21 protein-coding genes and 1 tRNA gene are annotated in these 25,132 nt (G+C 39.8%); 15 read left to right on the forward strand and 7 right to left on the reverse strand.

What is annotated here, in order from left to right; genetic code table 11:
• Nucleotides 1–94: 94 nt before the first annotated feature.
• The gene (gene mfd, locus DBX24_RS01725; RefSeq protein WP_160223782.1) at nucleotides 95–3,514 is read right to left on the reverse strand and encodes a transcription-repair coupling factor; all 3,420 of its coding nucleotides are present in this window, start codon (nucleotides 3,512–3,514) and stop codon (nucleotides 95–97) included.
• Nucleotides 3,515–3,736: 222 nt separating this feature from the next.
• On the opposite strand from mfd, the gene recJ reads away from it, so the two are divergent.
• The 10 genes from recJ to DBX24_RS01775 all read left to right on the forward strand — a co-directional run bounded on the left by recJ (nucleotide 3,737) and on the right by DBX24_RS01775 (nucleotide 12,725).
• Nucleotides 3,737–5,446, forward strand: a complete 1,710-nt coding sequence (gene recJ, locus DBX24_RS01730) for a single-stranded-DNA-specific exonuclease RecJ (RefSeq protein ID WP_160223783.1) — start codon at nucleotides 3,737–3,739, stop codon at nucleotides 5,444–5,446.
• Nucleotides 5,447–5,468: 22 nt separating this feature from the next.
• A complete protein-coding gene (gene nadD, locus DBX24_RS01735) occupies nucleotides 5,469–6,053 on the forward strand; it encodes a nicotinate (nicotinamide) nucleotide adenylyltransferase (RefSeq protein ID WP_160223784.1) in 585 nt (194 codons plus the stop codon).
• 8 nt (nucleotides 6,054–6,061) lie between these two features.
• Nucleotides 6,062–6,403, forward strand: a complete 342-nt coding sequence (locus DBX24_RS01740) for a DUF3817 domain-containing protein (protein WP_120488640.1) — start codon at nucleotides 6,062–6,064, stop codon at nucleotides 6,401–6,403.
• A 91-nt stretch (nucleotides 6,404–6,494) separates the two neighbouring features.
• Nucleotides 6,495–7,955, forward strand: coding sequence for an IMP dehydrogenase (gene guaB, locus DBX24_RS01745; RefSeq protein WP_120488639.1), 1,461 nt, complete (start codon nucleotides 6,495–6,497; stop codon nucleotides 7,953–7,955).
• A gap of 198 nt (nucleotides 7,956–8,153) precedes the next feature.
• Nucleotides 8,154–8,708, forward strand: a complete 555-nt coding sequence (ruvC, locus tag DBX24_RS01750) for a crossover junction endodeoxyribonuclease RuvC (protein WP_120488638.1) — start codon at nucleotides 8,154–8,156, stop codon at nucleotides 8,706–8,708.
• 162 nt (nucleotides 8,709–8,870) lie between these two features.
• Entirely contained in the window at nucleotides 8,871–10,415 is a 1,545-nt protein-coding gene (locus tag DBX24_RS01755; RefSeq protein WP_120488637.1) for a sensor histidine kinase, read from the forward strand.
• A gap of 39 nt (nucleotides 10,416–10,454) precedes the next feature.
• Entirely contained in the window at nucleotides 10,455–11,141 is a 687-nt protein-coding gene (locus DBX24_RS01760) for a response regulator transcription factor (RefSeq protein WP_120488636.1), read from the forward strand.
• A gap of 13 nt (nucleotides 11,142–11,154) precedes the next feature.
• Nucleotides 11,155–11,829 (forward strand): tRNA (guanosine(46)-N7)-methyltransferase TrmB, encoded by a 675-nt coding sequence (gene trmB / locus DBX24_RS01765; RefSeq protein ID WP_120488635.1) that lies wholly within the window; start codon nucleotides 11,155–11,157, stop codon nucleotides 11,827–11,829.
• 76 nt (nucleotides 11,830–11,905) lie between these two features.
• Nucleotides 11,906–12,199 carry a hypothetical protein gene (locus tag DBX24_RS01770; protein WP_120488634.1) on the forward strand — a complete coding sequence of 98 codons (294 nt, stop codon included), beginning with the start codon at nucleotides 11,906–11,908 and terminating at the stop codon, nucleotides 12,197–12,199.
• A 454-nt stretch (nucleotides 12,200–12,653) separates the two neighbouring features.
• Nucleotides 12,654–12,725 (forward strand) — tRNA-Arg (locus DBX24_RS01775).
• A gap of 131 nt (nucleotides 12,726–12,856) precedes the next feature.
• On the opposite strand, the gene DBX24_RS01780 is transcribed toward DBX24_RS01775, so the two are convergent.
• The 5 genes from DBX24_RS01780 to hemB form a co-directional block, all read right to left on the reverse strand.
• Nucleotides 12,857–14,551, reverse strand: a complete 1,695-nt coding sequence (locus DBX24_RS01780; protein ID WP_160223785.1) for a PspC domain-containing protein — start codon at nucleotides 14,549–14,551, stop codon at nucleotides 12,857–12,859.
• Nucleotides 14,552–14,563: 12 nt separating this feature from the next.
• A complete protein-coding gene (locus tag DBX24_RS01785) occupies nucleotides 14,564–14,899 on the reverse strand; it encodes a PadR family transcriptional regulator (RefSeq protein ID WP_120488632.1) in 336 nt (111 codons plus the stop codon).
• A 248-nt stretch (nucleotides 14,900–15,147) separates the two neighbouring features.
• Nucleotides 15,148–16,386, reverse strand: a complete 1,239-nt coding sequence (gene odhB / locus DBX24_RS01790) for a 2-oxoglutarate dehydrogenase complex dihydrolipoyllysine-residue succinyltransferase (protein ID WP_120488631.1) — start codon at nucleotides 16,384–16,386, stop codon at nucleotides 15,148–15,150.
• Between the two features lie 20 nt (nucleotides 16,387–16,406).
• Nucleotides 16,407–19,178 (reverse strand): 2-oxoglutarate dehydrogenase E1 component, encoded by a 2,772-nt coding sequence (locus DBX24_RS01795; RefSeq protein WP_160223786.1) that lies wholly within the window; start codon nucleotides 19,176–19,178, stop codon nucleotides 16,407–16,409.
• A 209-nt stretch (nucleotides 19,179–19,387) separates the two neighbouring features.
• Nucleotides 19,388–20,380 carry a porphobilinogen synthase gene (gene hemB / locus DBX24_RS01800; protein WP_160223787.1) on the reverse strand — a complete coding sequence of 331 codons (993 nt, stop codon included), beginning with the start codon at nucleotides 20,378–20,380 and terminating at the stop codon, nucleotides 19,388–19,390.
• Nucleotides 20,381–20,498: 118 nt separating this feature from the next.
• Between hemB and DBX24_RS01805 the strand changes: the two genes are divergently transcribed.
• Together DBX24_RS01805 and DBX24_RS01810 are read left to right on the forward strand one after the other, a co-directional pair.
• Entirely contained in the window at nucleotides 20,499–20,825 is a 327-nt protein-coding gene (locus tag DBX24_RS01805; RefSeq protein ID WP_120488628.1) for a T9SS type A sorting domain-containing protein, read from the forward strand.
• A gap of 328 nt (nucleotides 20,826–21,153) precedes the next feature.
• Nucleotides 21,154–21,504, forward strand: a complete 351-nt coding sequence (locus DBX24_RS01810) for a hypothetical protein (protein ID WP_160223788.1) — start codon at nucleotides 21,154–21,156, stop codon at nucleotides 21,502–21,504.
• 167 nt (nucleotides 21,505–21,671) lie between these two features.
• On the opposite strand, the gene DBX24_RS01815 is transcribed toward DBX24_RS01810, so the two are convergent.
• Entirely contained in the window at nucleotides 21,672–21,995 is a 324-nt protein-coding gene (locus tag DBX24_RS01815) for a hypothetical protein (RefSeq protein ID WP_160223789.1), read from the reverse strand.
• A 277-nt stretch (nucleotides 21,996–22,272) separates the two neighbouring features.
• Between DBX24_RS01815 and DBX24_RS01820 the strand changes: the two genes are divergently transcribed.
• The 3 genes from DBX24_RS01820 to DBX24_RS01830 are packed head-to-tail and all read left to right on the forward strand — an operon-like array spanning nucleotide 22,273 to nucleotide 25,126.
• Nucleotides 22,273–23,337 (forward strand): glycosyltransferase, encoded by a 1,065-nt coding sequence (locus tag DBX24_RS01820; protein WP_160223790.1) that lies wholly within the window; start codon nucleotides 22,273–22,275, stop codon nucleotides 23,335–23,337.
• Complete coding sequence (locus DBX24_RS01825; protein ID WP_160223791.1) at nucleotides 23,334–24,416, forward strand: DegT/DnrJ/EryC1/StrS family aminotransferase; 1,083 nt, start codon at nucleotides 23,334–23,336, stop codon at nucleotides 24,414–24,416. Before DBX24_RS01820 ends, DBX24_RS01825 begins: the two co-directional genes overlap by 4 nt.
• A gap of 20 nt (nucleotides 24,417–24,436) precedes the next feature.
• The gene (locus DBX24_RS01830) at nucleotides 24,437–25,126 is read left to right on the forward strand and encodes a WbqC family protein (RefSeq protein ID WP_260392853.1); all 690 of its coding nucleotides are present in this window, start codon (nucleotides 24,437–24,439) and stop codon (nucleotides 25,124–25,126) included.
• The last annotated feature ends 6 nt before the right edge of the window (nucleotides 25,127–25,132 follow it).

The following is a 25,132-nucleotide window of genomic DNA, read 5'->3' on the forward strand; positions in this document are numbered from 1 at the left end:
TTAATTAGTGGCTGGCTATTGGCGGTGTATGATTAGTTTGTAGATAAGTGCATCACCTGCAAGGTGCTACGCGAGTGGATAATCGCCTCACTGGCTACAGTGTGCCTGCTGTGCTACGGCTAAGTTCGTCGGCTGGTAGCCGTGCTCCACTGGCTACGGTGTGAAGGAGGTCATTGAGTTCTTCTATGCTTTTTACCTTCTCTTTTCTTATTATTAGCTGGGTACCTTCTGGGGTATCTTTTTGTTTTAGAACGGCTGAGGTAGGGTTTTGGCTAAGGTAGTTGAGGATATGGGCAAACTTCTCGCTGCGGTAGAATTTGTCCTGCGGATTTTGGGGTAGATATCCAAGGAATACCCCTTTCTTTACAATAAGCCGCTCTAAGCCAATATCAGCCGAAAGCCACTTAAGCTCTACCGATTTCAGGAGGTTGATGGCCTCTTGTGGCAGGTCTCCAAAGCGGTCAATCAGCTGAGCTTGGAAGCTATGAAGCTCCTCTATAGTCTCTATCTCTGCCAGTCTTTGGTAGAGCAGGAGCCGCTCTTCGGTACTTTGTACATAATCATCAGGGAGCATCAGCTCGAGGTCGGTATCTATATTGACCTCTTTTTTAGAGTTGAAGAGCTTCTTTCGGTCTTCTTCATTCTCAAAATACTGCTCAAACTGCTCATCATTCTGAAGCTCTTCCAATGCCTCCTGCATAATCTTCTGATAAGTATCAAAGCCCATCTCGTTGATAAAACCACTCTGCTCGGCACCGAGCAGGTCCCCTGCTCCGCGGATTTCAAGGTCTTTCATTGCGATTTGGAAACCACTCCCAAGGTCGGAGAACTGTTCTACGGCCTCAAGTCTTTTGCGGGCATCGGGAGTCATCATATCCATCGGTGGAGTGATGAGGTAGCAGAAAGCCTTTCGGTTACCCCTACCCACACGGCCTCGCATCTGGTGGAGGTCTGCCATACCGAAGCGCTGAGCATCATTAATGAAAATGGTATTTGCATTCGGTACATCTACCCCACTTTCTACGATGGTGGTAGAGACGAGTACATCGTACTTACCCTCCATAAAATCGAGGATACGGCTTTCGAGCTCCTTTCCATCGAGCTGACCGTGTCCTGTAATGACCCTTGCATCAGGGACAAGCCTTTGGATAAGCCCTGCGATTTCCTGCAAGTTTTCTATTCTATTATTAATGAAATACACCTGCCCATCTCTCTGTATTTCGTAGGATATGGCATCTCTCAGCATCTCTTCATCAAAGCCTATGAGCTGAGTATCTACTGGCTGCCGATTAGGTGGCGGAGTTTTAATGACAGAAAGGTCTCTGGCTGCCATCAGGGAGAATTGTAGCGTGCGAGGGATAGGAGTGGCGGTAAGGGTGAGCGTATCTATATTGGTACGGAGGGTTTTTAGTTTGTCCTTTACGGATACACCAAACTTATGTTCCTCATCTATGATGAGAAGCCCTAAGTCTTTAAACTTCACTTTATCTGAGACCAACTGATGCGTACCGATAACGATATCAATCTTTCCCTCTTCCAAGCCTTTCAGGGTTTCATTTTTCTGCTTTGTCGTCCGAAAACGGTTGAGGTAAGAGATATTTACGGGAAAGTCTTTCAGCCTTTCCTTAAAACTCCTATAATGCTGGAATGCGAGTATGGTTGTAGGCACGAGTATCGCGACTTGCTTACCATCGGTTGCAGCTTTGAATGCCGCACGAATAGCCACTTCGGTTTTACCAAAGCCCACATCTCCACAGATGAGCCTGTCCATCACGGTTTCGGCTTCCATATCTTTTTTTACTTCTATGGTAGCTTTCTCTTGGTCGGGCGTATCTTCGTAGATAAAGCTGGCTTCAAGCTCGTTTTGAAGATAGGTATCGGGGGTAAAAGCAAAGCCCTTGGCAGCCTTTCGCTTTGCATAGAGTTTTATCAGGTCAAAGGCAATCTGCTTTACCTTTGCCTTGGTCTTTTGTTTTAATGACTTCCAAGCGGTAGAACCTAGCTTTGAAAGGACGATTTCCTTTCCTTCGGCGCCATTATATTTAGAAATCTTGTGCAAAGAGTGTATGCTTACATAGAGCAAATCTCCATTCTTATACGAGAGCTTAAAACATTCCTGTATGTTGCCGTCATTATTCACCTTTACAAGACCCATAAACTTCCCAATGCCGTGGTCTATATGGGTAATATAATCGCCTATTTTAAGAGACATCAAATCTTTCAGGGTAAGCTGTTCTGATTTAGCAAAGGTATTCTTCGGCTTAAAGCGTTGGTACCTATCAAAAATCTGATGGTCGGTATACACAGAAATGCGAGAGCTGGTATCGATAAAGCCCTCGTGGAGCTCGGAGGTAAAGCTCTGGAAAGGGATATTCTTCTCCTTCTCTTCAAAGATGTTTTGAAGCCTTTCCCTTTGCTTTTCGTTGGAGAAAGATATCCAGACGGAATACTGATGATGCAGCTTGTCTTCCAAATCCTGAATAAGCATCTCAAAGTTTTTATTAAAACTCGGCTGAGGCGTCTGGCTAAGCTGTAATTCCATACGATTAGCATCACCCAAATGCTTTTCTGAAAGAGGCTGAGCAGAGAAATCTACCACCTTAAACCTCTGGAAGTGCTGGGTAAATTCTTCTTCGGAGACGAACAGCTCCTCTGGATGGCTATGATTTATAGCCTCACTTAGCGCGCCGAATTTTTCAAGGGATTGATGATAGAAGCTCTTGATTTTATTAAAAGTTGCATAAGCCTGCTGGGTGATGATAAGGGTATCTGGCGGGAGTATATCAAGGAAAGGCACTCGCTTTCCTACTACTGCAAAGTTCATATTAGAAACCAGCTCAAACTCCTCTACCTTGCCTACGGAAAGCTGAGTTTCTATATCAAACTCTCTAATGCTCTCCACTTCATTCCCAAAGAAAGAGATGCGGTAGGGTTTTTCATTGGAATAAGAAAATACATCTACAATCCCTCCTCGTACGGAGAACTCACCAGGCTCGGAAACAAAGTCGGTCGGGTTAAAATTAAACTGATGCAGAAGTTCTTCTGTAAAGTTAAAATCCAACTGCTCGCCTACCTTTATCTTATGTGAGATTGCTTTAAAGTCTTCTTTTTTCATTACTTTCTCGCAGAGCGCTCCTGAATGTGCTACAATGACTTTTGGCTCGCTGCTCAAGAGTATTTTATTGAGTACTTCCGTTCGCAATACGATGTTTGCATTCTGTGTTTTCTCAATCTGATAAGGCTCAAGGTGAGTCTCTGGGAAATAGAGTACTCGCTCCTCTCCCACCAGATTCTCCATTTCAGAAGTGATGTAAAATGCCGCTTCCTTATCATCAGTAATGAAGAGCAAAGTTTTATTCTGAACCGTAAAAAGCTCTGCAGCAATAAGCGAAGGCACAGAACCCGCACTCCCCTTTACATTAATATAATGATGAGTAGATAATCCTTCAAAAATATCCTTTCCAAAGTCTCTTCTTAAAAGCTCTGGCAGAAGAGATTCATTTATTTTCTTCATATCTTTCTTTAAATGCTCAAAAGCTGAAAGCAGAATGCCAACAGCTGAAACAGGCAGGCAAAGATAGTAAAACCCAATGTAAATAATCCTCTCAAATCTACCCTCTATACTGCTCTAAGCAGGTTTGGGCTGTCTCCCTCCATAGCTCATTACAATTATTAAACTCTGAGAGATAAACGAGTGTTCTACCTCATCAAAAATATTTCTTTACTTTTGCTCATTATGAATCAAAAATGGATTTACCTTCCAGAACCCAATGAAGAGGTGGTAGATGGGCTGAGCGCCTCTATCGGATTTGGGACATTGGAATCTAAAATACTTGTGCTAAGAGAGATTGATGACTATCAAAAAGCACGCGAATTCTTCAAACCTAAACTCGAAGATATACACAACCCCTTCCTGATGGCAGATATGCAGAAAGCCGTAGAGCGAATCGCTACCGCCATAGAGAATGGTGAGAAAATCCTCATCTATGGAGATTATGATGTGGATGGAACCACTGCCGTATCCTTGATGTACCTCTACCTAAGCAAAATCGTAGACAAGAAATACCTCGACTTCTATATACCCGACAGGAATTTGGAGGGCTATGGAGTCTCTACGGAGGGAATTGACTTTGCGAAGAAGAATGATTTCTCGCTCATCATCGCATTAGATTGTGGGATAAAAGCAGGAGATAAAATAGACTATGCCAATAGCTTGGGAATAGACTTCATCGTTTGCGACCACCACCTGCCCAGTGATAAAATCCCCAATGCCTTTGCAGTGCTCGACCCCAAGAGAGCCGACTGCCGATATCCCTACAAAGAACTCTCAGGATGTGGCGTAGGTTTCAAACTCTGCCAAGGACTAAACGCCATCTATAAAATCCCAGAAAATGAACTCTTCGAGCTTACCGACTTGCTTGCCATATCCATAGCAGCGGATATCGTAGCGATTACGGGAGAGAACAGGCATTTAGCCAAGATTGGTCTCAAAACCCTGAGAAAAACAAGGAAGCTCGGGCTACGCCAGCTCATCCCCAAAGAACGGCTCTCTACCTTTGATATATCCAATATCGTTTTTGAAATCGCCCCGAAAATCAATGCCGCAGGGAGAATCTCCCACGCTAAAGCAGCCGTAGAACTGATGATTTCCGATAATCTGAAAAGCGCAAAGCACATCGTACAGGAGATTATGAATCTAAATGATGAAAGACGAGAGCTGGATATCAACTCTACATTAGAAGCACTCCAACAGATTGAAGATACTCACCAGCAGAACAACTACTCCACCATAGTCTATAACCCCAAGTGGAACAAAGGCGTTATCGGAATTGTAGCCTCTCGGCTGATAGAGACTTACTACAAGCCTACGCTCGTCTTTACCGAAGGGAATAATGGAGAGCTGGTCGCTTCTGCCCGCTCAATATCAGATTTTGATGTGTATGAAGCATTGGATTTATGCTCCGACCTCTTCCTGAAATTCGGAGGGCATCAGGCTGCGGCAGGCCTTGTAATGGAGAAAGAAAAATTCGAGGAGTTTAAAGAGCGCTTCGAGAAAATCGTCTCCGAAAGAATAAAAGAACACCAGCGAACGCCAAGCATACAGATAGATACCATTATCCATATAGATGACCTCAACCGAGAGTTTTACAACTTCCACAGAAAACTGGCTCCTTTCGGTCCAAAGAATATGAAACCCATACTCGTTCTGAAAGACCAGAGAGTAACGGGCTTGGTAAAGACAATGGGCAAGGAAGACTACCACTTAAAATTCTACATCCGCCAAGAATCTACGGGTAAGAATATAGAATGTGTGGGCTTTAAACTCGGGGAGTATGTAGAGAGGTTCCGCACCGAGAGTTTTGATATCGCCTTTACGGTAGAGGAAAACCACTGGAAAGGAAATGTAACCTATTACCTCAACCTTAGGGCTGTAAAATTCCACTAATCCAATATCTTTTATTTAAGCTATGAAAATAGGGCTTTTCTTCGGGTCGTTTAATCCCATACACATCGGGCATTTGATTTTAGCCAACTATATTCTGGAACATTCGGATATGGATGAGCTGTGGTTTATCATCAGTCCGCAGAATCCGTTTAAAGACAAGAAATCTCTGCTCAACGACCACTATCGCCTCGATATGGTAGAGCTCGCGATAAAGAATTATCCCAAGATGAGGGCTTCCAATATAGAATTTTCCTTACCCAAACCAAGCTATACGATAGATACGCTGGCATACCTAAAAGAGAAATACCCTACACATTCTTTTGCTTTGATAATGGGTGAGGATAATCTCAAACACCTCCACAAGTGGAAAAACGCCAATGTATTAGTAGATAATCATCAGATTATCGTCTATCCGAGAATTTCAAATGATGATATGGAGAGTGCTCAATTTGCCCATCACCCGAATATCCACAGGATAAAAGCACCCATAATAGAGCTTTCTGCTACCGAAATCAGAAAAATGATTAAAGAAAAAAAGAGCGTACGCCCTATGCTCCCACCAGAGGTTTTTGACTATCTTGATAAAACAGGCTTCTACGAAAATTAAACATCCCAATGAACTTTATCTATACATTCTTTTCTAAGTATCCAGACGAGCGAATCATCAAATGGTTTAAAAAGGTCTGCACCGCCGAAGCAATCTCCTGCTTCTTGCTCTACTGCATTGCAATGGTCTGGAAACGGTACGACAGCGAAGGACTCCTCCCCACCATCTTTATCATTATTGTAGGAAATATTCACGGGCTCTTCTTCACGCTATATCTACTGCTTTGCCTCCCTGTAAGGAAAATCTTTAAATGGGATGATGAGGACTTCGTTTTTGCACTGCTCTCGGCATTCTTCCCCTTTGCTACGATATGGGTAGAAAAAAAACTCACGAGATTCAACCGTGATTAAAAAAGCGAGCTATCGGTCCTTTAACAAATATTTAATTCAAATTTATTTTTCAGTTTTATCCTAAACCTTTAATTTTGCCAAGAAAGTAAAGATGTCTATACACAACAAAATCGTAGAGGAAGCCATTACTTTTGATGATGTACTCCTCATCCCTTCGTACTCCGAAGTACTTCCGAACCAAGTTTCTCTTCAATCAAGACTTACCGACAAGATTACCCTGAACACGCCCATCGTCTCTGCAGCTATGGACACCGTAACCGAGGCAGAACTTGCCATTGCCCTTGCACGCGTAGGCGGGCTCGGTTTCATTCATAAGAATATGCCGATAGATGAGCAAGCCGCTCAGGTAAATAAGGTAAAACGCTCAGAAAACGGAATGATTTCTGACCCCGTAACCCTTACCAAAGACCATACTTTGGGCGAAGCAAAAGAACTGATGCTTCGATATAAGATTTCAGGGCTTCCTGTGGTAGATTTTAATAACAGACTGATAGGAATCATTACCAACAGAGATGTAAAATACCAAGAAGATGAATCTATAAAGGTAGAAGAACTGATGACGAAGGACAACCTCATTACCTCCGATAAGAATGCTACACTGGAAACAGCAAAGGAAATCCTCCTGAGCAACCGAGTAGAGAAGCTCCCTATCGTAGATGATGAATATCGCCTCGTAGGGCTCATCACCATAAAGGATATAGACAACCAGATGGAATACCCCAATGCCAATAAAGACAAAAACGGCAGGCTCATCGTAGGGGCTGGCGTAGGGGTAGGCGTAGATACTATGGAGCGCGTAAAAGCCCTTGTAGATGCAGGTGTAGATATCATCACCATAGACTCCGCACACGGGCATTCCAAAGGAGTGGTTGAAAAAATCCGAGAGATTCGTTCCGCGTATCCAGATTTGGATATCGTGGGCGGGAATATCGTAACCGCAGAAGCAGCAAAAGACCTCATCGATGCCGGCGCCAATGTCCTGAAAGTAGGCATTGGTCCAGGCTCCATCTGCACTACTCGAGTAGTGGCGGGTGTGGGCGTACCTCAGCTCTCCGCAATCTACAATGTCTACGAATACGCCAAAACCAGACGCGTAAGCGTTATCGCCGATGGGGGTATTAAGCTCTCTGGCGACATTGTAAAAGCCCTTGCATCGGGTGCAAATGCCGTAATGCTCGGTTCCCTCTTTGCTGGAACGGAAGAAGCTCCAGGCGAGGAAATCATCTTCCAGGGTAGAAAGTTTAAATCCTACCAAGGTATGGGGAGCCTCGCAGCGATGAGAAGAGGAGGCAAGGAAAGATACTTCCAAGCAGAAGCAAAGAAATTCGTACCCGAAGGCATAGAAGGCAGAGTGCCATACAAAGGGAAGATAGAAGATGTAGTCTTCCAGCTCGTAGGGGGCATCCGCGCGGGTATGGGCTACTGCGGCACGAAGGACATCCCTACCCTACAAACCGATAGCAAAATGGTGAAGATTACAGGCAGCGGCCTCAAAGAATCCCACCCCCACGATGTTATCATTACCCAAGAAGCACCGAACTATTCGCTATAAGCCTTAGGCGACAGGCAGTAAGCAGTAGGCTTTGCTAACAGGTATTGGCAATTAAGTTTATAATAAAAATCTACGGGCGTCCTTTCAGGACGCCCGTAGATTTTAAAGAAGATATATCTCACATTTAGTTTAAGTAATCACTTTCCACGCTCTGGGCTTACTGTCTATAGCCTACTGCAAAATCCTTACTTTTGCAAAATGAAAACTGAGAAAATCATTTTGGGGATAGACCCTGGCACTACGGTGATGGGCTTTGGTATTATTGCCATTCGAGGAGGGAGAATGTCGCTGGTCTCTATACACGAGCTTATCCTCAAAAAGTATCCTAACCACGCTACTAAACTCAAACATATCTTCGAGAAAACCCTTGCTCTTATAAATGAATATCACCCCGATGAAGTGGCTTTGGAAGCTCCTTTTTATGGTAAGAATGTACAGTCTATGCTCAAATTAGGGAGGGCACAGGGGGTGGCTATGGCAGCAAGCCTTTACCGAGATATACCGATTACAGAATACTCTCCCAAGAAGGTAAAAATGGCAATTACGGGTAATGGTAATGCCAGTAAAGAGCAGGTTGCCGCAATGCTAAAAAACCTCTTAGAGCTAAAAGAATTCCCCACCAAATACCTCGATGCTTCAGACGGACTGGCTGTGGCGGTCTGCCATTATTTCAACTCTGGAAATGCAGAAAAGGAGAAATCATACTCAGGTTGGGAAAGCTTTATCAAGCAAAATCCCGAAAGATTGAAGTAAGCAAAGAGCGTTAATTTTATATTAAAAAAGCCTATTTTAACAGAAAAGGCATAATTTTTTATACTTTTGTTTGTTGTATAAGTGTTAAATCTCTCTATTTTTATACGAAAACGAGAGTTTAAGCACAGAAGAATAGCTATTAGTCACAGTAGATGACCTGTTATGAATAAAAGATTTATACCCATTATATCGTTTCTGATGTCTGTATCGCTCATTATCTTCGTTACTTTACAAATAAAGTGGCTCAAGGAGTATTATGATGCATTAGACCAAGATTTCAGTAATAAAGTACACCTCGCACTGGAAGGCTCAGTAAAGAAAATAGAAGAAGCAGAGGTCCAGAAGTACCTCAATGAAGATTATAAAGACTTTGGAAATACGGTAATTGCCAGCAGCAAGCAGCCTTCGCTCACCACCATACAGCAAACCGAAGATTCGGCAACGAAGAAGACGATCATCTACTCCAAAAATATTATTCAAACAGAGGATATCCCGATTTCTAATAAAGGGGACAGCCTGATGCGTACCAAGCTCTTTACCGATGAGGGGATTATTGGCATTAAAACCGATAAACTCACACCTCAAATCCTTACCTCCGAGCTGAGCAATGCCCTCGGAACTGGTGAGTATGCAATGAAGGAATTCGTAAGGCTAAACGCAACCAACCTCCCCATCAGCAAGAGGGTAAATAAAGAACAGGTGCAGAAAATCATCGCTCAGGAGCTTAAACAAAATAAAGTAGATACCAGCTTTGGGTTTAGCATCTTTGATAAAAACCATAAGATGACGGATATCTTTACCAAATCCTACAAAGCAAATGAGTCTAATACCAACTACTCCCACATCCTCTTTACCGATAATCAAGGCAAGTCTATCTATACGCTATCGGTAGTCTTCCCAAGGAAAAACTTCTCTCTGTTTAAGGACAATCTGCCAATGCTTTTGGGAACCTTCCTCTCGCTTCTCACCATACTGGGGATATACATTGTATCCATTAATTATATGATGAGACAAAAGAAAATAGCGGATATTAAGACGGATTTTATCAATAATATGTCTCACGAGTTTAAGACTCCATTAGCAACCATATCCGTAGCGACCGATTCACTGGCAAATGACAGAATTGCTACCAATCCAGACAAGGTAAAATATTACTCACAACTTATAAAACAGGAGAATCTCCGAATGAAAAAGCAGGTGGAGAATGTCCTCAATATGTCTAAGCTCGAAAGAAATGAAGTAAAACTCTTCCTGAAAGAAACCAATGTACGAGAGCTTATCCTCAAAATCTCCGAATCTTTCAGGCTTATAGTTGATGAGCGCGGAGGCTCCCTCATAGAAGATTTTAATACCACAAAGTATCACTTCAAGATAGATGAATTTCACTTCTCCAATATGCTTATTAACCTCCTCGATAATGCCAATAAATACTCCCCCGAGAAGCCAGAGATAAAAATCTCTACCCGAAACGAGGGCAGCTGGTATGTCATTCAAATCTCCGATAAAGGCATCGGTATGGAAACTGAGAACAGAGGTAAGATATTTGAGAAATTCTTCCGCGAGGAAACAGGCAATATCCACAATGTAAAAGGACAAGGACTCGGACTATCTTATGTAAAAAAAATTATAGAACTGCACAAAGGGCAAATTAGTGTAGAATCCCAAAAAGGGAAAGGCTCTACCTTTACGGTAAAACTCCCAATGTAACCCAAAATAGAAATAAGTATAAAACAAAAAAGAATAGATATGAACAACAGGATTTTATTAGTAGAAGACGACCAAAGCTTCGGGGTAGTGCTAAGAGACTACCTTATGATGAACGATTTTGATGTAAACCTCGCTACCGATGGCGAGCAAGGACTAAAAGAATTTACCGAAAAGGACTATGACCTCTGCCTCTTCGATGTAATGATGCCTAAAAAAGATGGCTTCTCCCTAGCCGAAGACATCAAGAAAATGGATAAAACCACTCCCATCATCTTCCTTACGGCAAAAAATATGAGAGAAGATATCCTCAAAGGCTATCAAATAGGAGCCGATGACTACATTACAAAACCATTTGACACCGAGCTCCTCCTCTACAAGATTAAGGCAATGCTCCAGCGCAGTGCAGCAGTAGAAACAGAAGAGCAGGAACAGTTTAAGTTTAGCAACATCTACTTCGATTCTATGATGAGGCACCTCAGAGTGCACGACGAAGAGCACAAACTCTCCCCAAAAGAAAACGAACTCCTCAAGCTCCTCTGCATCCATAGAAATGATTTTATGCCAAGAGAACTCGCCCTTAGGAAAATCTGGAAGAAAGAGAACTACTTCACCGCAAGGAGTATGGATGTCTACATCGCTAAGCTAAGGAAGTACCTCCGGCCAGACGAAGGGTTAGAAATCATCAATGTACACGGCGAAGGTTTTAGGCTTTTAGTAAAGAATTAATACAGCAAGCAGTATGGGGAAAAATAAATTAGCCAGATTTGCGGAAAACAAAACCCTTCCCAATGTAATACAACCCACAAGAGACGAAGCACTCAGCGGCTTCCACCTCAAAGGAAAATGGAGAGCAGAGCATTTCAAAAACGCTAATCCTATCGTATTAGAGCTCGGTTGCGGGAAGGGCGAGTACTCCGTAGGGCTTGCAAAAGCATTTCCAGAGAAGAACTTTATCGGCTTAGATATAAAAGGAGCGAGATTCTGGTTCGGAGCAAAAGAAGCAATACAGGAAAACATAAACAATGTGGCCTTCCTGAGAACTCAAATAGAGCTTATCGACTGCTTCTTCGAGGAAAATGAAGTAGATGAAATCTGGATCACCTTTCCAGACCCGCAAATAAAATACAGGCGTACGAAGCACAGGCTTACCCACCCCGACTTCCTCTCTCGATACAAGAAAATCCTGAAACCAGATGGGATAATCCACCTCAAAACCGACTCCGAATTCCTGCACGGATATACTTTGGGGCTTCTCCAAGGGCTCGGCTGCGAAATCCTCACCGCCCATCACGACATCTATGGAGCGATAGAATACGAGCCCGATACCCCTCTCCTTCGGGGTATTCAAACCCACTACGAGGAGCTCTTCTCCGCAAAAGGGAAACTCATCACCTACATAAAATTCCGATTGTAATATAAAATAAGCCTCTCTAAAATAGAGCAAGTAGCCTTGATATCTTGCTTTTGGGTCTGTCTTAAGAAACTCGAGGGTGAAAATCATCAATCAGCAAGGCATTATAGAGTTTGATAATTTTAATACCCCTGATGAAAAGGCTAGCTGGGGATATGGGCTACAAAAAAATCTAAAAGCCTATATGGTGTATTTCTTTGGAGGTAAATTAAACTGTATAGACTACGGGCTTATCTACTTATTTATAAAACCCAAGACACCCCATCAGATGAAAATACTTTTCCTCCCAAGCTATGATATCACAACCCAAGATTGCAGGGATTTCAAAACAACCCTACCTTCTGGAAAAGGATTTACCCTAACCAAACAATAGAGCCTCTATTCTAAATCCATAATATTTCGCAAGAAAATTATAAGTTTATCTATTAAAAAAGGGGGTCTTAGACCACTTTTTTTAATATTTAATTCCGCGCATTGTGTTTGAAATAAAATTCTTGTGTATTTGATTATAAACAACCCTGTTTGTAATCAAATACTCGTGTAGGTAAAGGCAAACAACCCTGTTTGTGATTAAATACTCGTGTAGGTAAGGACAAACAACCCTGTTTGTAATAAAATACACGAGTATTTTTGCACGCGCAATATGGGGGAAATCAAATACTTGAAAAGTTGATGGATTTTAGTAAGAAATCTGATATTATTCGTAAAGAAAATAGAATTTTACAAGAAGAAACATGATTTCGCGAGAGAAAAGGGAGCAGAAAGCCACAAAAAACGGCACTCATTTTTGGAGATGAGTACCAAAATTATTGTATATTTGCACCGCTGGCTCCATAGTTCAACGGATAGAATAGAAGTTTCCTAAACTTTAGATCCAAGTTCGATTCTTGGTGGAGCTACTGAGATTTAACTAAATAAGGATAAAAAGTCGGCTAAAAATTTTATCATTATTTCAAAAATTATCTGTACCATAGCGTGCGGATTTTTTTTGTTTTAGGAGGGAGGTGGTTTGCCTCCCTGCGTGTTTAAATCATTCATTTCGTTTGTTTTCATCAGCTTTTCTACTGATAATATCATCAATATCAATGTTGAGAGAATCGAGGATTTTCTCTGCCTGCTCTATGCTGTGGGCTTTGTGATTGATGCGGATTTCATTCGGTCGGTCGCTGTTGTATTCCACTTTTGTCCCATTAATATTAAAGCTGGAAACTTCCTTGTATTCCGAATTATTTTCAATATTTCCCTCCGTATTGTTGAAATAATCATCAAAATCTTTATCAATTATTATATTCTTTGTATTAGACGGCGGCAGTATGGTCATTGATTTAGGGACTACGAGCTCATACCTCACACTATACCTTCGGAAACGGTCTTCGTAGGAGTATTTCAGGTAGTTAGGCAAAGAAATCCTATTACCCAAAATCTCGATAGGCACCAAAATTTTTATCGGTTGGTTGTAGCCATAGGCTTTCTTTTTGATGATTAAGTAAGGCTGGGTGGCATCTTCCTTCCTGCTAATGGATACATAAGGGCGGTCGCTGTCATAAATCATTTTCTTATCAGAAAATATTCTCCCTCCGTTATACCCCTTGAAATTCTGAGGGATTTCTACCTTCTTCTCCTCTATATAAAGGGTATCTGAGGGGGTATTAATCATCACTTCTTCGGTTTCGATCTTATCACCACTGAAGGAAAAGCCCTGCGTAGTCTTATAAATAGAGAAGCCCGTAAATACCGATATCGCACAAAGAGAGAGGAATAGCACGAGGATAACCCCACCGATATTTTTGTACTGAATATGCGGAGCAAAGAGTTTTGACGCCACATAGCCGAACATAATAGCAGGAATAAGGGCGGATAAAACGATGATAGAGCCGATGAGATAGAGATTGGTATCGCTCCCGAAATAAAATTCAAAATCTTCAATAGGCGCTGTATTGAGGCTAAAAATCACCGAAAAACCAACAACTACCCCAACGATGCAAGTCACAGAAATCGCTGCAAATACAAAGCCTATGAGGTAACTGAGCACCTTGAGCATACTGGTAGCAATGGTATTGATTGTACTCTTATTCTGATTGTAGAAATCACCCGCTTTCCGAGAAGAATCATTCACAAACTGAAAGATTTTAGTGGATTCTTCCTTTATATTATCAAAATTGAGGGGCTTTCCGTGCATTTTCAAAAAATCCGAAGCGGTCTTTGCCTCTGGGAGTACAATCCACAAAATAATGTATATCAGCACTACAAACGAAGTGGAAATATAGACTGTGAAGATTCCCATTACGGCAAAAAACAGCCAAATTGCCCTCATAATGCTCACATCCATCCCCATATAATGCGCCAAACCTGCGCATACCCCTGCAATCTTTGCTTTTTCAGGGTCTCGGAAGAGTTGTCTCTTGTATCCAGAGTAATTTTCTGATGATTTACCCTTGCTCGTGCTCTCGGAGTAGTACATTTCTTCCTGCTCACCAATGGTTTCAGGACTCCCGAGCTGGTCTATAACCTTTTCTACATCTGCGATATTTACCACTTCTCTCTTTCCTAAGGTTTCCCTGAAAATCTCTACAATTCGGATTTCTATATCATTCATTACCTCTTCTACTTCCTCTTCTTCCATAGAATTTCTGAGGGCAGAGAGATAATCGTTGAGTTTTATATACGCGTGCTCTTCTATTACAAAAGAGTAGCCTGCCAGTGCTATTGATAAAGTCTTGTTCATTTTTGAATGGATTTATAGATTATTATTGTTTGTGATTTTATTTACCGATCGGGTGAGCTCATTCCAGGTGTTTTGCAATTCTAAGAGGAAAGCCTTCCCCTTTTCCGTAATCTGATAATACTTTCTTGGGGGGCCGCTTGTAGATTCTTCCCATCGATAGGAGAGAAATTCTCCATTTTTCAATCTCGTCAGTAAGGGATAAAGTGTGCCTTCTACGACATCTAATTGTCCATTCCTTAATTCCTCCATTAAGTCTGATACATACATTTCCTTCTGATTAATCAAACTCAAAATGCAGAACTCCAGAATCCCCTTACGCATTTGTGCTTTAGTATTTTCTGTATTCATTTTTCATTCAGTTTTATTATTTTCAAATCTCAACAAAGCAAAGATATAAATAAAATATGGTATTATGTATTACAAAGTAATGAAAAAGTTTAGTATTTATTTATAAATTACTGTTTTTCAAATGAATTATTTTTTAGTTTTATTTATCCCACACTTGATTGGAAATAAATTTTCTCAATATTTGAGCAAAATAAAAAGGCTATTCAAATATTGAATAGCCTTCTAAAGATATAAATTCAATGATTAATTTAAAGCTCTAAGCCTCTTCTTTCATCGCCACCGAGGAGGAGTTCTACTGGGTTATCAATAGCTTCTTTTACCGCTACCAAGAAACCTACGGACTCCCTACCGTCGATAATTCTGTGGTCATAAGATAATGCCAAGTACATCATTGGGCGGATTTCTACTTTACCATCTACCGCTACAGGTCTTTGGATAATATTGTGCATACCTAAAATAGCAGACTGAGGAGGATTGATAATCGGAGTGGAAAGCATAGAACCGAAAGTACCTCCATTGGTAATAGTGAATGTACCTCCCGTCATTTCATCAACGGTGATTTTACCGTCTCTTACTTTGGTAGCAAGGTCTTTAATCCCTGCTTCTACACCTCGGAAAGACATATTCTCTGCATTTCTAAGTACAGGAACCATTAATCCCTTAGGCCCAGAAACCGCAATAGAGATATCGCAGAAGTCATAATTTACTTTGAAATCTCCATCAATGGAAGCATTTACATCTGGGTAAAGCTGTAAAGCTCTGGTAACCGCCTTGGTGAAGAAAGACATAAAGCCAAGACCTACGCCATGCTTAGCAGCAAATTCTTCCTTATAGAGTTTTCTTAGCCTAAAGATTTCGGACATATCTACCTCATTGAAAGTAGTAAGCATAGCGGTTTCATTTTTAACGGAAACCAATCTTGCTGCTAATTTTCTTCTCAGTACGGAGAGTTTAGTCGTCGTTACATTTCTTGAGCCATTTGTAGCAGGGGTACCCATAGCAGGAACGGCAGCGGTTTCTGCATCATACTTGGTGATTCTGCCGTCTTTACCTGTTCCTTTTACGGAAGCAGGGTCTATACCTCTTTCGTCTAATACTTTTTTAGCTGCTGGCGAAGGCGTACCTGTAGCATAAGTAGTAGCTGCTGCTGGTTTTTCTTCTACTTTTGGAGTTTCTGGTTTTGGAGCTTCTGCAGCTGGTTTTTCTTCAGTTTTAGGAGCTTCGGAAGAACCACCAGCAGGTTTTGCAGCACTCATATCTATTAAGCAAACAATCTGACCTACTTGTACTGTATCTCCTTCTTCTGCTTTTAGAGTAATGATACCACTCTCCTCGGCAGGTAATTCCAAAGTAGCTTTATCAGAATCTACTTCTGCGATAGGCTGATCTTTTTCTACATAATCACCATCTTTTACTAACCAAGTTGCAATTTCTACTTCTGTAATAGATTCCCCTGGTGATGGAACCTTCATTTCTAATACTGACATTATTATTCTTTTTTTTATTACTAATTAATTCCAAATACGCTATTGATTACTCCTTGTTGATTTTTCTCAAACATTTTATGGCTACCTGGAGCAGGCGAACCACTTGGTGCAGGTGCTATGACCTGAATACCTGTATCTCTGAGGTGACGGAGGATATAAGCCCACGCACCCATATTCTCTGGCTCTTCCTGTGCCCAGATGAGGTCCTTTCTCTTTGAATATTTATTAAGAATTTCTTCCAACTGATTATTTTGAAGAGGATAAAGCTGCTCCAATCTTACCAATGCTACACTTTCTGCTTTTAATTCTTCTTTTTTTGCTAATAGCTCATAGTATAGCTTACCAGAGCAGAGGACGAGCCTTTTCACTTTTGAAGGATTTGCAGTAGCATCATCTATAATCGGTTGGAACTGTCCGTTTGCCAACTCAGTTAATGAAGAAACCGCTTTCGGATGTCTGAGCAATGATTTCGGAGACATTACGACCAATGGTTTTCTAAAATTCCACTTGAGCTGTCTTCTCAGGATATGGAAGAAATTGGCAGGTGTAGTACAATTAGCCACAACGATATTCTCATTTGCTGTAAGTCCGAGGAATCGTTCTAATCTTGCGGAAGAGTGCTCGGCGCCCTGACCTTCGTAGCCGTGAGGGAGGAGCATTACCAAGCCGTTCTGCATTTTCCATTTTTCTTCTGCAGCTACTAAATACTGGTCTATCACGATTTGAGCTCCATTGACGAAATCCCCGAACTGTGCCTCCCAGATGGTAAGCCTATTGGGACTTGCCATAGCATAACCGTAATCAAAACCGAGTACGCCGTACTCAGAGAGGAGGGAATTATAGGCTTCAAACCTCGCATCAGAGATGTGATTGAGTGGAGAATACTCTTCTTCTGTATCTTCGGTTTTAAGAACAGCGTGTCTGTGGGAGAAAGTACCTCGCTCGACATCTTCGCCAGAGATTCTAACGCTATGCCCTTCGGAAAGTAAGGTAGCGTAAGCCAGCCACTCCCCTATTGCCCAATCAATGGCATCATTATCTATCATTTTAAGGCGAGCCTCGAAGAGACGGGTAATTTTGCTGAGGAATTTTTTATCGGCTGGGAGGGTAGACATTTTCACTGCCAAGTCTTTTAGCTTAGCTAAGTCGAACTGAGTATTTACTGGCTTTTGAATTTCTCCTTTGGTGTATGAATAAGATTTCCAAGTCTCATTCATAAAGATGTCCATTTTATTTTTTTCTATTTCTTTTGAAGCATCGAAGTCTTTATCGAGGAGTTCTTTAAACTCTAGCTCCATTTGCTTGAGAACTTCATCTGAAAGGACGCCTTCGGATTTAAGAACGGCTTTATAAATCTCTCTTGGGTTTGGATGTTTAGAGATAATTTTATAGAGCTGAGGCTGAGTAAATCTCGGTTCATCTCCCTCATTGTGCCCATACTTTCTATATCCTAAAAGATCAATATAAACATCTTTGCCAAACTTTGCACGGAATTCTGCAGCGAAATGGAGAGCGTGTACTACTGCTTCTACATCATCCGCATTAATATGAAGGACGGGCGAAGAGGTTACTTTTGCGATATCTGTACTATATATAGAAGAACGAGAGTCGAGATAGTTTGTAGTAAATGCCACTTGGTTATTCACCACGATATGTACAGTACCCCCTGTTTTATAACCATCGAGCGTCATCATTTGGGCAACTTCATATACGATGCCCTGACCTGCGATAGCGCCATCTCCGTGGATAACGATAGGGAGAACTTTATGGTAATCGTGATAAGTATTATCAATTTTCGAACGGCTGATGCCCTCTACGAGCGAAGCAACGGTCTCCAAGTGGGAAGGGTTCGGCACGAGATTAATGACAACCTCTTTACCCTCTGGAGTCTTCGTCGTATGAGTAGCGCCCAAGTGATATTTAACATCGCCGGAGAAAACATCTTCAAACTCCTTACCTTCGAACTCGGAGAAAATCTGCTTATAAGACTTCCCGAAGATATTGGAGAGCACGCTGAGACGACCACGGTGTGCCATACCTAAAACGACCTCTTCTACGCCTAAATGTGCGGATTTAGAAATCAGCTGGTCGAGGGCAGGGATGAGAGATTCATTACCCTCTAATGAAAATCTTTTCTGCCCGACGAATTTGGTATTTAAGTAGTTTTCAAATGCAACTGCTTGGTTGAGTTTTCTAAGGATATTGACCTTTTCATCTGCGGATAGGCTTGGGTGGTTATTATTCACTTGAAGAAAAGCCTTGACGAAGTTTCTTTCTTCTATGCTATGAATGTGCATATACTCTACACCGATAGAATCGCAGTAGATGGTCTGTAATCTATCGATAATTTGCTGGAGTGTGGCAGCACCTGGCAGTCCGATTTCAATAGCGCAGTCAAATTTTCGGTTTAAATCTGCATTTGATAAGCCAAAATTCTCAATAGCGAGTGTAGGGGCGTATTTTCTTCTTTCTCTTACGGGATTGGTTTTTGTGAAGAGGTGGCCTCTGGTTCTGTATGCTTCGATAAGGTCTATGACTTTAAACTCTCTGCGGATATCTTCTGGGATTTCTCCATTGGCGGAAGCGTTTGAAACCTGCTGTACGATGGTAGTGGTACTTACGGGAGCTTGGGAGTAGCTTTCTTCGTCTCCATAGTTTTCTAAAGCAAAATCAAAGCCTTGAAAAAAGGCTTTCCACGAAGGCTCTAATGAGTCTGGATACTTTCTGTACTGCTGATATAAATCCTCAATAAACTGCGAATGTGCAGCGTTCAAAAATGAAAATCTGTCCATTATTTCTGGTCTATATTAATCTTAATTTAGATGTTGCACAAAGTTAGAAAAATTTAGGTATTCTGCTCCAAATAATTAAAATATTTTTCTTCTAAGGCTTAACCTATTGAAGAATTGCAAATTATACTTATTTCTTTCCTTAGCTTTAATAAAAAACTCTGGCTTTTGGAGATGCCAGAGCTTACGATATAGATAACCAAAACTCGAAATTAGGAGTTGAGGAGGATTGCGGCTTCTTTTGCGGCGTAAGTAAAAATGATATCGGCGCCCGCTCGTTTGATGGAGGTAAGACTTTCTATGATGGCTTTATCATTATCGAGCCAGCCGTTTTGCGCAGCGGCTTTTATCATTGCATATTCGCCGCTTACATTATAGACGGCGATGGGGAGGTCTATCGCATCTCGTACTTTGGAGACGATGTCTAAGTAGGGCAGCCCCGGTTTAATCATAATGATGTCTGCGCCTTCGTCTATGTCTTTAAAGACTTCGTTGAGTGCTTCGCGGGAGTTGTGGAAATCCATTTGATAAGTTTTTTTATCCTTTGGAATCTCGGTATTCGCCTTAGGGGCGGAGTCTAATGCCGATCTGAAAGGCCCGTAGAAGGAACTTGCGTATTTTGCGGCATAACTGAGGATGCCGACATTGGGAAAACTATTCTCCTCGAGGGCTTGGCGGATGACGGCGACTCTACCATCCATCATATCGCTGGGAGCAACGATATCGGCGCCGGATTGGGCGAGGGAAACGGACATTTTTGCGAGGGCTTCATTGGTGGCATCATTATCTACTTGTCCATTAGTAATAATACCATCGTGCCCATAGATGGAGTATGGGTCTAGCGCGACATCTGGCATTAGAATCATCTGAGGGATGGCATTTTTTATGGCTTTAATGGTGTTTTGCATTAGTCCATCGGGGTTATAGGCCTCTTTGCCTGTATTATCTTTTAGATTTTCTGGGACTTTCATATAGAGATTGACGGCTTTTATGCCTAAGGAGTAGAGCTCTTGGCATTCTTTTACGGTGAGGTCTATGCTTCGCCTGAAAATACCGGGCATAGAGGGGATGGGCTCTTGTTTATTCTGCCCCTCCATAACGAAGAGGGGCATAACAAAGTCATTGGTAGTGAGGGTGGTCTCTTGCACGAGGCTTCTGAGGCTCTGGTGCATTCTGAGGCGGCGGTTTCTAGAGTGTATAATCATTTTTTGGAATAGTATTTGTAAAAGTGTGGCAAAGTTAATCATAGATTTTCAGTTAAGATCTATTGCAGATTAATTTGATTTTAAATACTTTTGTCCAAATTAAATACAAAACCACAATATGCTGAAACATTTATCTTATATTATACTTTTCACTTTTTCAGTGTCTGCTTCTGCACAGCAAGGACTTGGTGTAAAGGGAGATGATGGTCTCTTGATAGCTTACCCCAACCCTACGAAAGACTATATAATGCTAAAAACTAAAAATCCAAATCAGAAAATAAAATCGGTAACTTTCTACTCAATACTCGGCATGCAGGTAGCTGAATACAGCATAAATTCCCCATACACTGAGCTACAACTCGATAAAATGAAATCCGGCAAATACCTGCTGAGATACACTCTGAGCGATAACACACAGAAAGTAATGCAGATTATAAAACAGTAAAATATTATTGATTAAAAAAATTTCCTTGGAACTTTTTCTAAGGAAGTTTTTTTACTTAGGAGTTCTAGCTAAATTACTAAAAATTTGTATAAGCTAAGACCATTCTGTTCTGTCATATTTTGTGTATTTGTACATTGTGTATGTCCATTTGCAAATGGTCTTGTTTTTAATCTTTTATAGCTCTTGTGCTTTATAATAATATATAGTATTGTTATACATATACATTATACGAATTTTACATTTTTTATCATTGTGTGATTTATAATAAATTATAAATTTTAACATTTCTAATAGATATACTAAATAAACAATACCGAATTTTGATTTTATGAAAAAAACAGACATCTATAGACTATTACCAATGATAATAGGAATCTTTGGTTTTGGATACTACTATTATCACTCTGTTTATTGTAATAGTAAATACTTCGTAGACAATGCTGTAAATACAAAAATTATTAGAGTATATAACTATGCTAATAAATCTTTACAATTTTATTATACAGACAGGTATTGTATCACTACATCCTCAACAAGTGGAGACACATTAATCATTGGAGATTCTATATCTAAAAAAGCAAATTCCCCAATATTTAATATTTATAGAAAAAATAAAGACAATGGTAAATATAAATTTCATAAACATTATGAATGGAAGAATATTGATCTCTATTTTTAAATCTCATCATCTATCAATATCCATAAATAGAAACCTTTACAGTAGGAATATAATATTAGGATAAGGCAGTATTTGAAATGAAACAGTTCGATCACTTGTTATCCATTGAAGATGTTGATATTTAACTAAATAGGATCTAAATTCAAGTAGATGATTTAGTAAGCTCCCTATATAGTATATAAAGCATTTACCATTTTATCCAAAGCTTTTTGTATTTCAGAAAGTTGAATCTCTAATTCCCTTTCTGAAATCAAGTTATTAAATTGTTGTTTCTTCGTACTTAAAGCATTATTGAACAATTCTTTAAATGATTTTAATTGGTCATCAGTTGGTATGATAATAGGTAATTGTCTAGCATTATTTATTTGAAAAGTTTGTGTATTGTTAATAAAATCGTTAACATAAAAACTTGTAAAACAAGAATTTATTAAATAAACTATAAAGAATGTGAGGATATTATCCATTAAAGAATATAAACTCATACTTTTCACATCATTTATTGTTTTTAACTTTAAACGGTATTTTAGAAAAGTTGTATTTATATCAGTCCAGCAAAATCCCTCATTTAAATGAGGCTTTTATAATGGGAATAATTATAATCTGTACCACAAAAGAGTATTACTTCTAAGTAGTTGAATTATATTCTCTATATGAAATTAAGACTATCTTATGATTTTTTTATTAAGTTATTAAATAAGAAGAGTATGAGACTTCCTTTTGGTCTTAGCCATAATTTATCCTTAGTTTTGCTAATATTTATTTACATTAATGAAAAAGTCTATCTTATTTATAGCAGATAAACCTGATTGGGCTTATCACAACATCATAAAAGTTTGGACAGAATTATTATCAGAATACAATTGTTACATAGCTTTTACAAAAGATTACTCTATTAGAGCTAAAAAATTTAGTCTTATAGATATACTCAAAAATAAATTTAGCCAATTAAAATCTTCTCCGGTAAAGTATAAGATTCATTCATCAAGAAAGTATTCTTATCCTGTATATAAGGAAGTTCCAGTATATGAAGTATTCTCTGGAAAGAAAGTGAGTCTTACACATTTTGACATTACTATTGAATTAGCTTATTATTTCCAATATACAGCAGAATTCCCCTTTACAGCAGATAAGAAGTATGTAGGCTTATATACAGATTGCTACCCTCACTACGACTTCAAAAATAATGTAGACCTTAAAACTCTAAATAGAGAGGATTTTTTTAAAAGATATATCAGTCACTATAATGGACTAATTGCAGGGAGTTATAATCTATACAATGACTATAAAAAATTTAATTTTCCTATTGCTCTATCAAATGCCATATACAAAGCCGATAAATTTGTAGAGAATAATAATATAGGAGATAATGAATATCTCACAATTGGTTGGACTGGCAACCCTAAAAGGGAAATGAAAGGTTTCCGAAGTATAATAGAACCCGCTATAAAAGAACTTCAAGAGGATGGCTTTAATATAAAACTTAAAACAAAATTCTCTGGTAGCTATGATGATTTATTAACCTTCTACACCGATGTAGATTTAGTAGTAATCGCTTCCTCAGCAGATACTGGTCCCTCTCTATTTGCCGAAGCCTCCTTATGTAAAGTCCCAAGTATATCAACTAAAATAGGCTTTCCTAATTCCGTTATCAATGATGGTAAAAATGGATTGTTTATCAATAGAGATAAAGAAGAACTGAAACAAGCCATCATAAAACTCTATAATGATAGAGCTTTATTAAAGAAATTCTCCAGCAATATAAAGCAAGATTTCCTTCGTTTATTTAGTAATGAAATTTTAATACATAACCTAAAAGATTTTTTAAACCAATGATACCCGTTACAAAACCTTTTTTACCTCCGAAAGAAGAATATACAAAATACCTTGATGGCATCTGGACGCGCCAATGGCTCACCAATATGGGGCCGCTCGCCAGCCAACTGGAAATGGAACTGAAAGATTACCTCAACCTAAGCCATCTGCTATTTGTAACCAATGGTACGGTAGCCATCCAAATGGCAATAAAGGCACTCAACATTACAGGTGAGGTCATCACTACGCCTTTCTCTTTCGTAGCAACGACAAGCAGCATCGTTTGGGAAGGATGTACGCCCGTTTTTGTGGATATCTGCCCACAATCCCTCTGCATAGATGCCGATAAAATAGAAGCTGCCATCACAGAAAATACAGAGGCCATCCTCGCTACCCATGTCTATGGAAACCCTTGCGATGTAGTGAAGATAGAAGCTATTGCTAAAAAACACCATCTGAAAGTCATCTACGATGCGGCTCACGCTTTCGGAGTAAAGGTAAATGGAAAATCTATTTTTGAATATGGAGATATCTCCACCTGCTCACTGCATTCTACTAAACTTTATCATTCGGTAGAGGGTGGTTTAGTCGTTACAAAAGACTCAGAACTCTTAAAGAAACTGGCATATATCCGTAATTTTGGGATTTCAGGCTTTGATTCTTTCTCAGAATTGGGGCTAAATGGTAAGAACTCCGAGTTCCACGCAGCTATGGGACTTGCCAATTTAAAATATACAGAAGCTATCCACAACAAACGAAAAGCCCTCTCCCAATGCTATGATGACAAGCTAAAAAACCTCAAAGCAACCAAAATAAAATGGCATAAGGAGGCAACTGAAAACTACGCCTACTACCCCATCTTATTAGAATCGGAAGAGCTTCTACTCAAAATAAAAAAGGAACTTGATACCTGCGAAATCTTCACCCGTAGATACTTCTACCCGAGCTTGGCATCTTCCCTGCCCTATCTCCCAAAACTCGAGCTACCCATCACCGAAGACATCTCCCGAAGAGTCCTCTGCCTGCCTCTCTACTTTGATTTAACAGAGGAAGAAATAGACTATATCTCAAGACTAATGCTTAGAATTCAAAACAATTAATAATTATGAAAGTCGCTATTATGCAACCCTATATATTCCCATATATAGGATATTTCCAACTCATTAATTCTACTGATATTTTTGTTTTTTATGATGATGTCAACTTTATAAAAAGTGGGTGGATTAATAGAAATAAAATTCTAATAAACGGTAAAGAAAATTATTTTACAATTCCTCTGGAAAATATCAGCTCTTATACACTTATTAACGAAACTAAAATTTTGAATACCCCCAAAACAATAAATAAACTATTAAAAAGCATTGAGCAAAACTATAAGAAAGCTCCTTACTTTGATAAAGTATATCCACTAATAACTCATTTACTTACAGAGAATCGATACACCTTTATATCTGAATTAGCTGCGCAGAGTATAATAGAAGTTTGCAAGTATTTAGGAATAGATAAAAAGTTTCTATTCTCCTCCAAGGACTTCCCAGAAACAAAATCTCTGGAAAGAGCAGACAGGCTTATAGAAATCACTCAGCGGTTAAATTCAAACAATTATATCAATCCAATAGGAGGTACCGAGCTCTACAATAAAGATTACTTCAAAGAAAAGGGCATTAACCTACAATTTATAAAACCCTTCTCCACACCATACAAACAATTTAATGAAGAATTTATACCGTGGCTATCTATTATAGATGTTTTGATGTTTAATAACCCAAGCGATATAAAGAAAATGCTGGATAAATACGAATTAATATAAAAGACT

It is taken from the genome of Bergeyella cardium, from assembly GCF_009914665.1.
Taxonomy (GTDB): Bacteria; Bacteroidota; Bacteroidia; order Flavobacteriales; family Weeksellaceae; genus Bergeyella_A; species Bergeyella_A cardium.

Coding starts and splice junctions, on each gene's coding strand:
- DBX24_RS01825 (WP_160223791.1), top strand. CDS start 23,334: ATGATACCCGTTACAAAACCTTTTTTACCTCCGAAAGAAGAATATACA.
- recJ (WP_160223783.1), top strand. CDS start 3,737: ATGAATCAAAAATGGATTTACCTTCCAGAACCCAATGAAGAGGTGGTA.
- DBX24_RS01810 (WP_160223788.1), top strand. CDS start 21,154: ATGAAAAAAACAGACATCTATAGACTATTACCAATGATAATAGGAATC.
- DBX24_RS01820 (WP_160223790.1), top strand. CDS start 22,273: ATGAAAAAGTCTATCTTATTTATAGCAGATAAACCTGATTGGGCTTAT.
- DBX24_RS01830 (WP_260392853.1), top strand. CDS start 24,437: ATGCAACCCTATATATTCCCATATATAGGATATTTCCAACTCATTAAT.
- mfd (WP_160223782.1), bottom strand. CDS start 3,514: ATGAAGAAAATAAATGAATCTCTTCTGCCAGAGCTTTTAAGAAGAGAC.
- nadD (WP_160223784.1), top strand. CDS start 5,469: ATGAAAATAGGGCTTTTCTTCGGGTCGTTTAATCCCATACACATCGGG.
- DBX24_RS01740 (WP_120488640.1), top strand. CDS start 6,062: ATGAACTTTATCTATACATTCTTTTCTAAGTATCCAGACGAGCGAATC.
- DBX24_RS01780 (WP_160223785.1), bottom strand. CDS start 14,551: ATGAACAAGACTTTATCAATAGCACTGGCAGGCTACTCTTTTGTAATA.
- DBX24_RS01805 (WP_120488628.1), top strand. CDS start 20,499: ATGCTGAAACATTTATCTTATATTATACTTTTCACTTTTTCAGTGTCT.
- DBX24_RS01785 (WP_120488632.1), bottom strand. CDS start 14,899: ATGAATACAGAAAATACTAAAGCACAAATGCGTAAGGGGATTCTGGAG.
- trmB (WP_120488635.1), top strand. CDS start 11,155: ATGGGGAAAAATAAATTAGCCAGATTTGCGGAAAACAAAACCCTTCCC.
- DBX24_RS01755 (WP_120488637.1), top strand. CDS start 8,871: ATGAATAAAAGATTTATACCCATTATATCGTTTCTGATGTCTGTATCG.
- DBX24_RS01795 (WP_160223786.1), bottom strand. CDS start 19,178: ATGGACAGATTTTCATTTTTGAACGCTGCACATTCGCAGTTTATTGAG.
- odhB (WP_120488631.1), bottom strand. CDS start 16,386: ATGTCAGTATTAGAAATGAAGGTTCCATCACCAGGGGAATCTATTACA.
- DBX24_RS01760 (WP_120488636.1), top strand. CDS start 10,455: ATGAACAACAGGATTTTATTAGTAGAAGACGACCAAAGCTTCGGGGTA.
- ruvC (WP_120488638.1), top strand. CDS start 8,154: ATGAAAACTGAGAAAATCATTTTGGGGATAGACCCTGGCACTACGGTG.
- guaB (WP_120488639.1), top strand. CDS start 6,495: ATGTCTATACACAACAAAATCGTAGAGGAAGCCATTACTTTTGATGAT.
- hemB (WP_160223787.1), bottom strand. CDS start 20,380: ATGATTATACACTCTAGAAACCGCCGCCTCAGAATGCACCAGAGCCTC.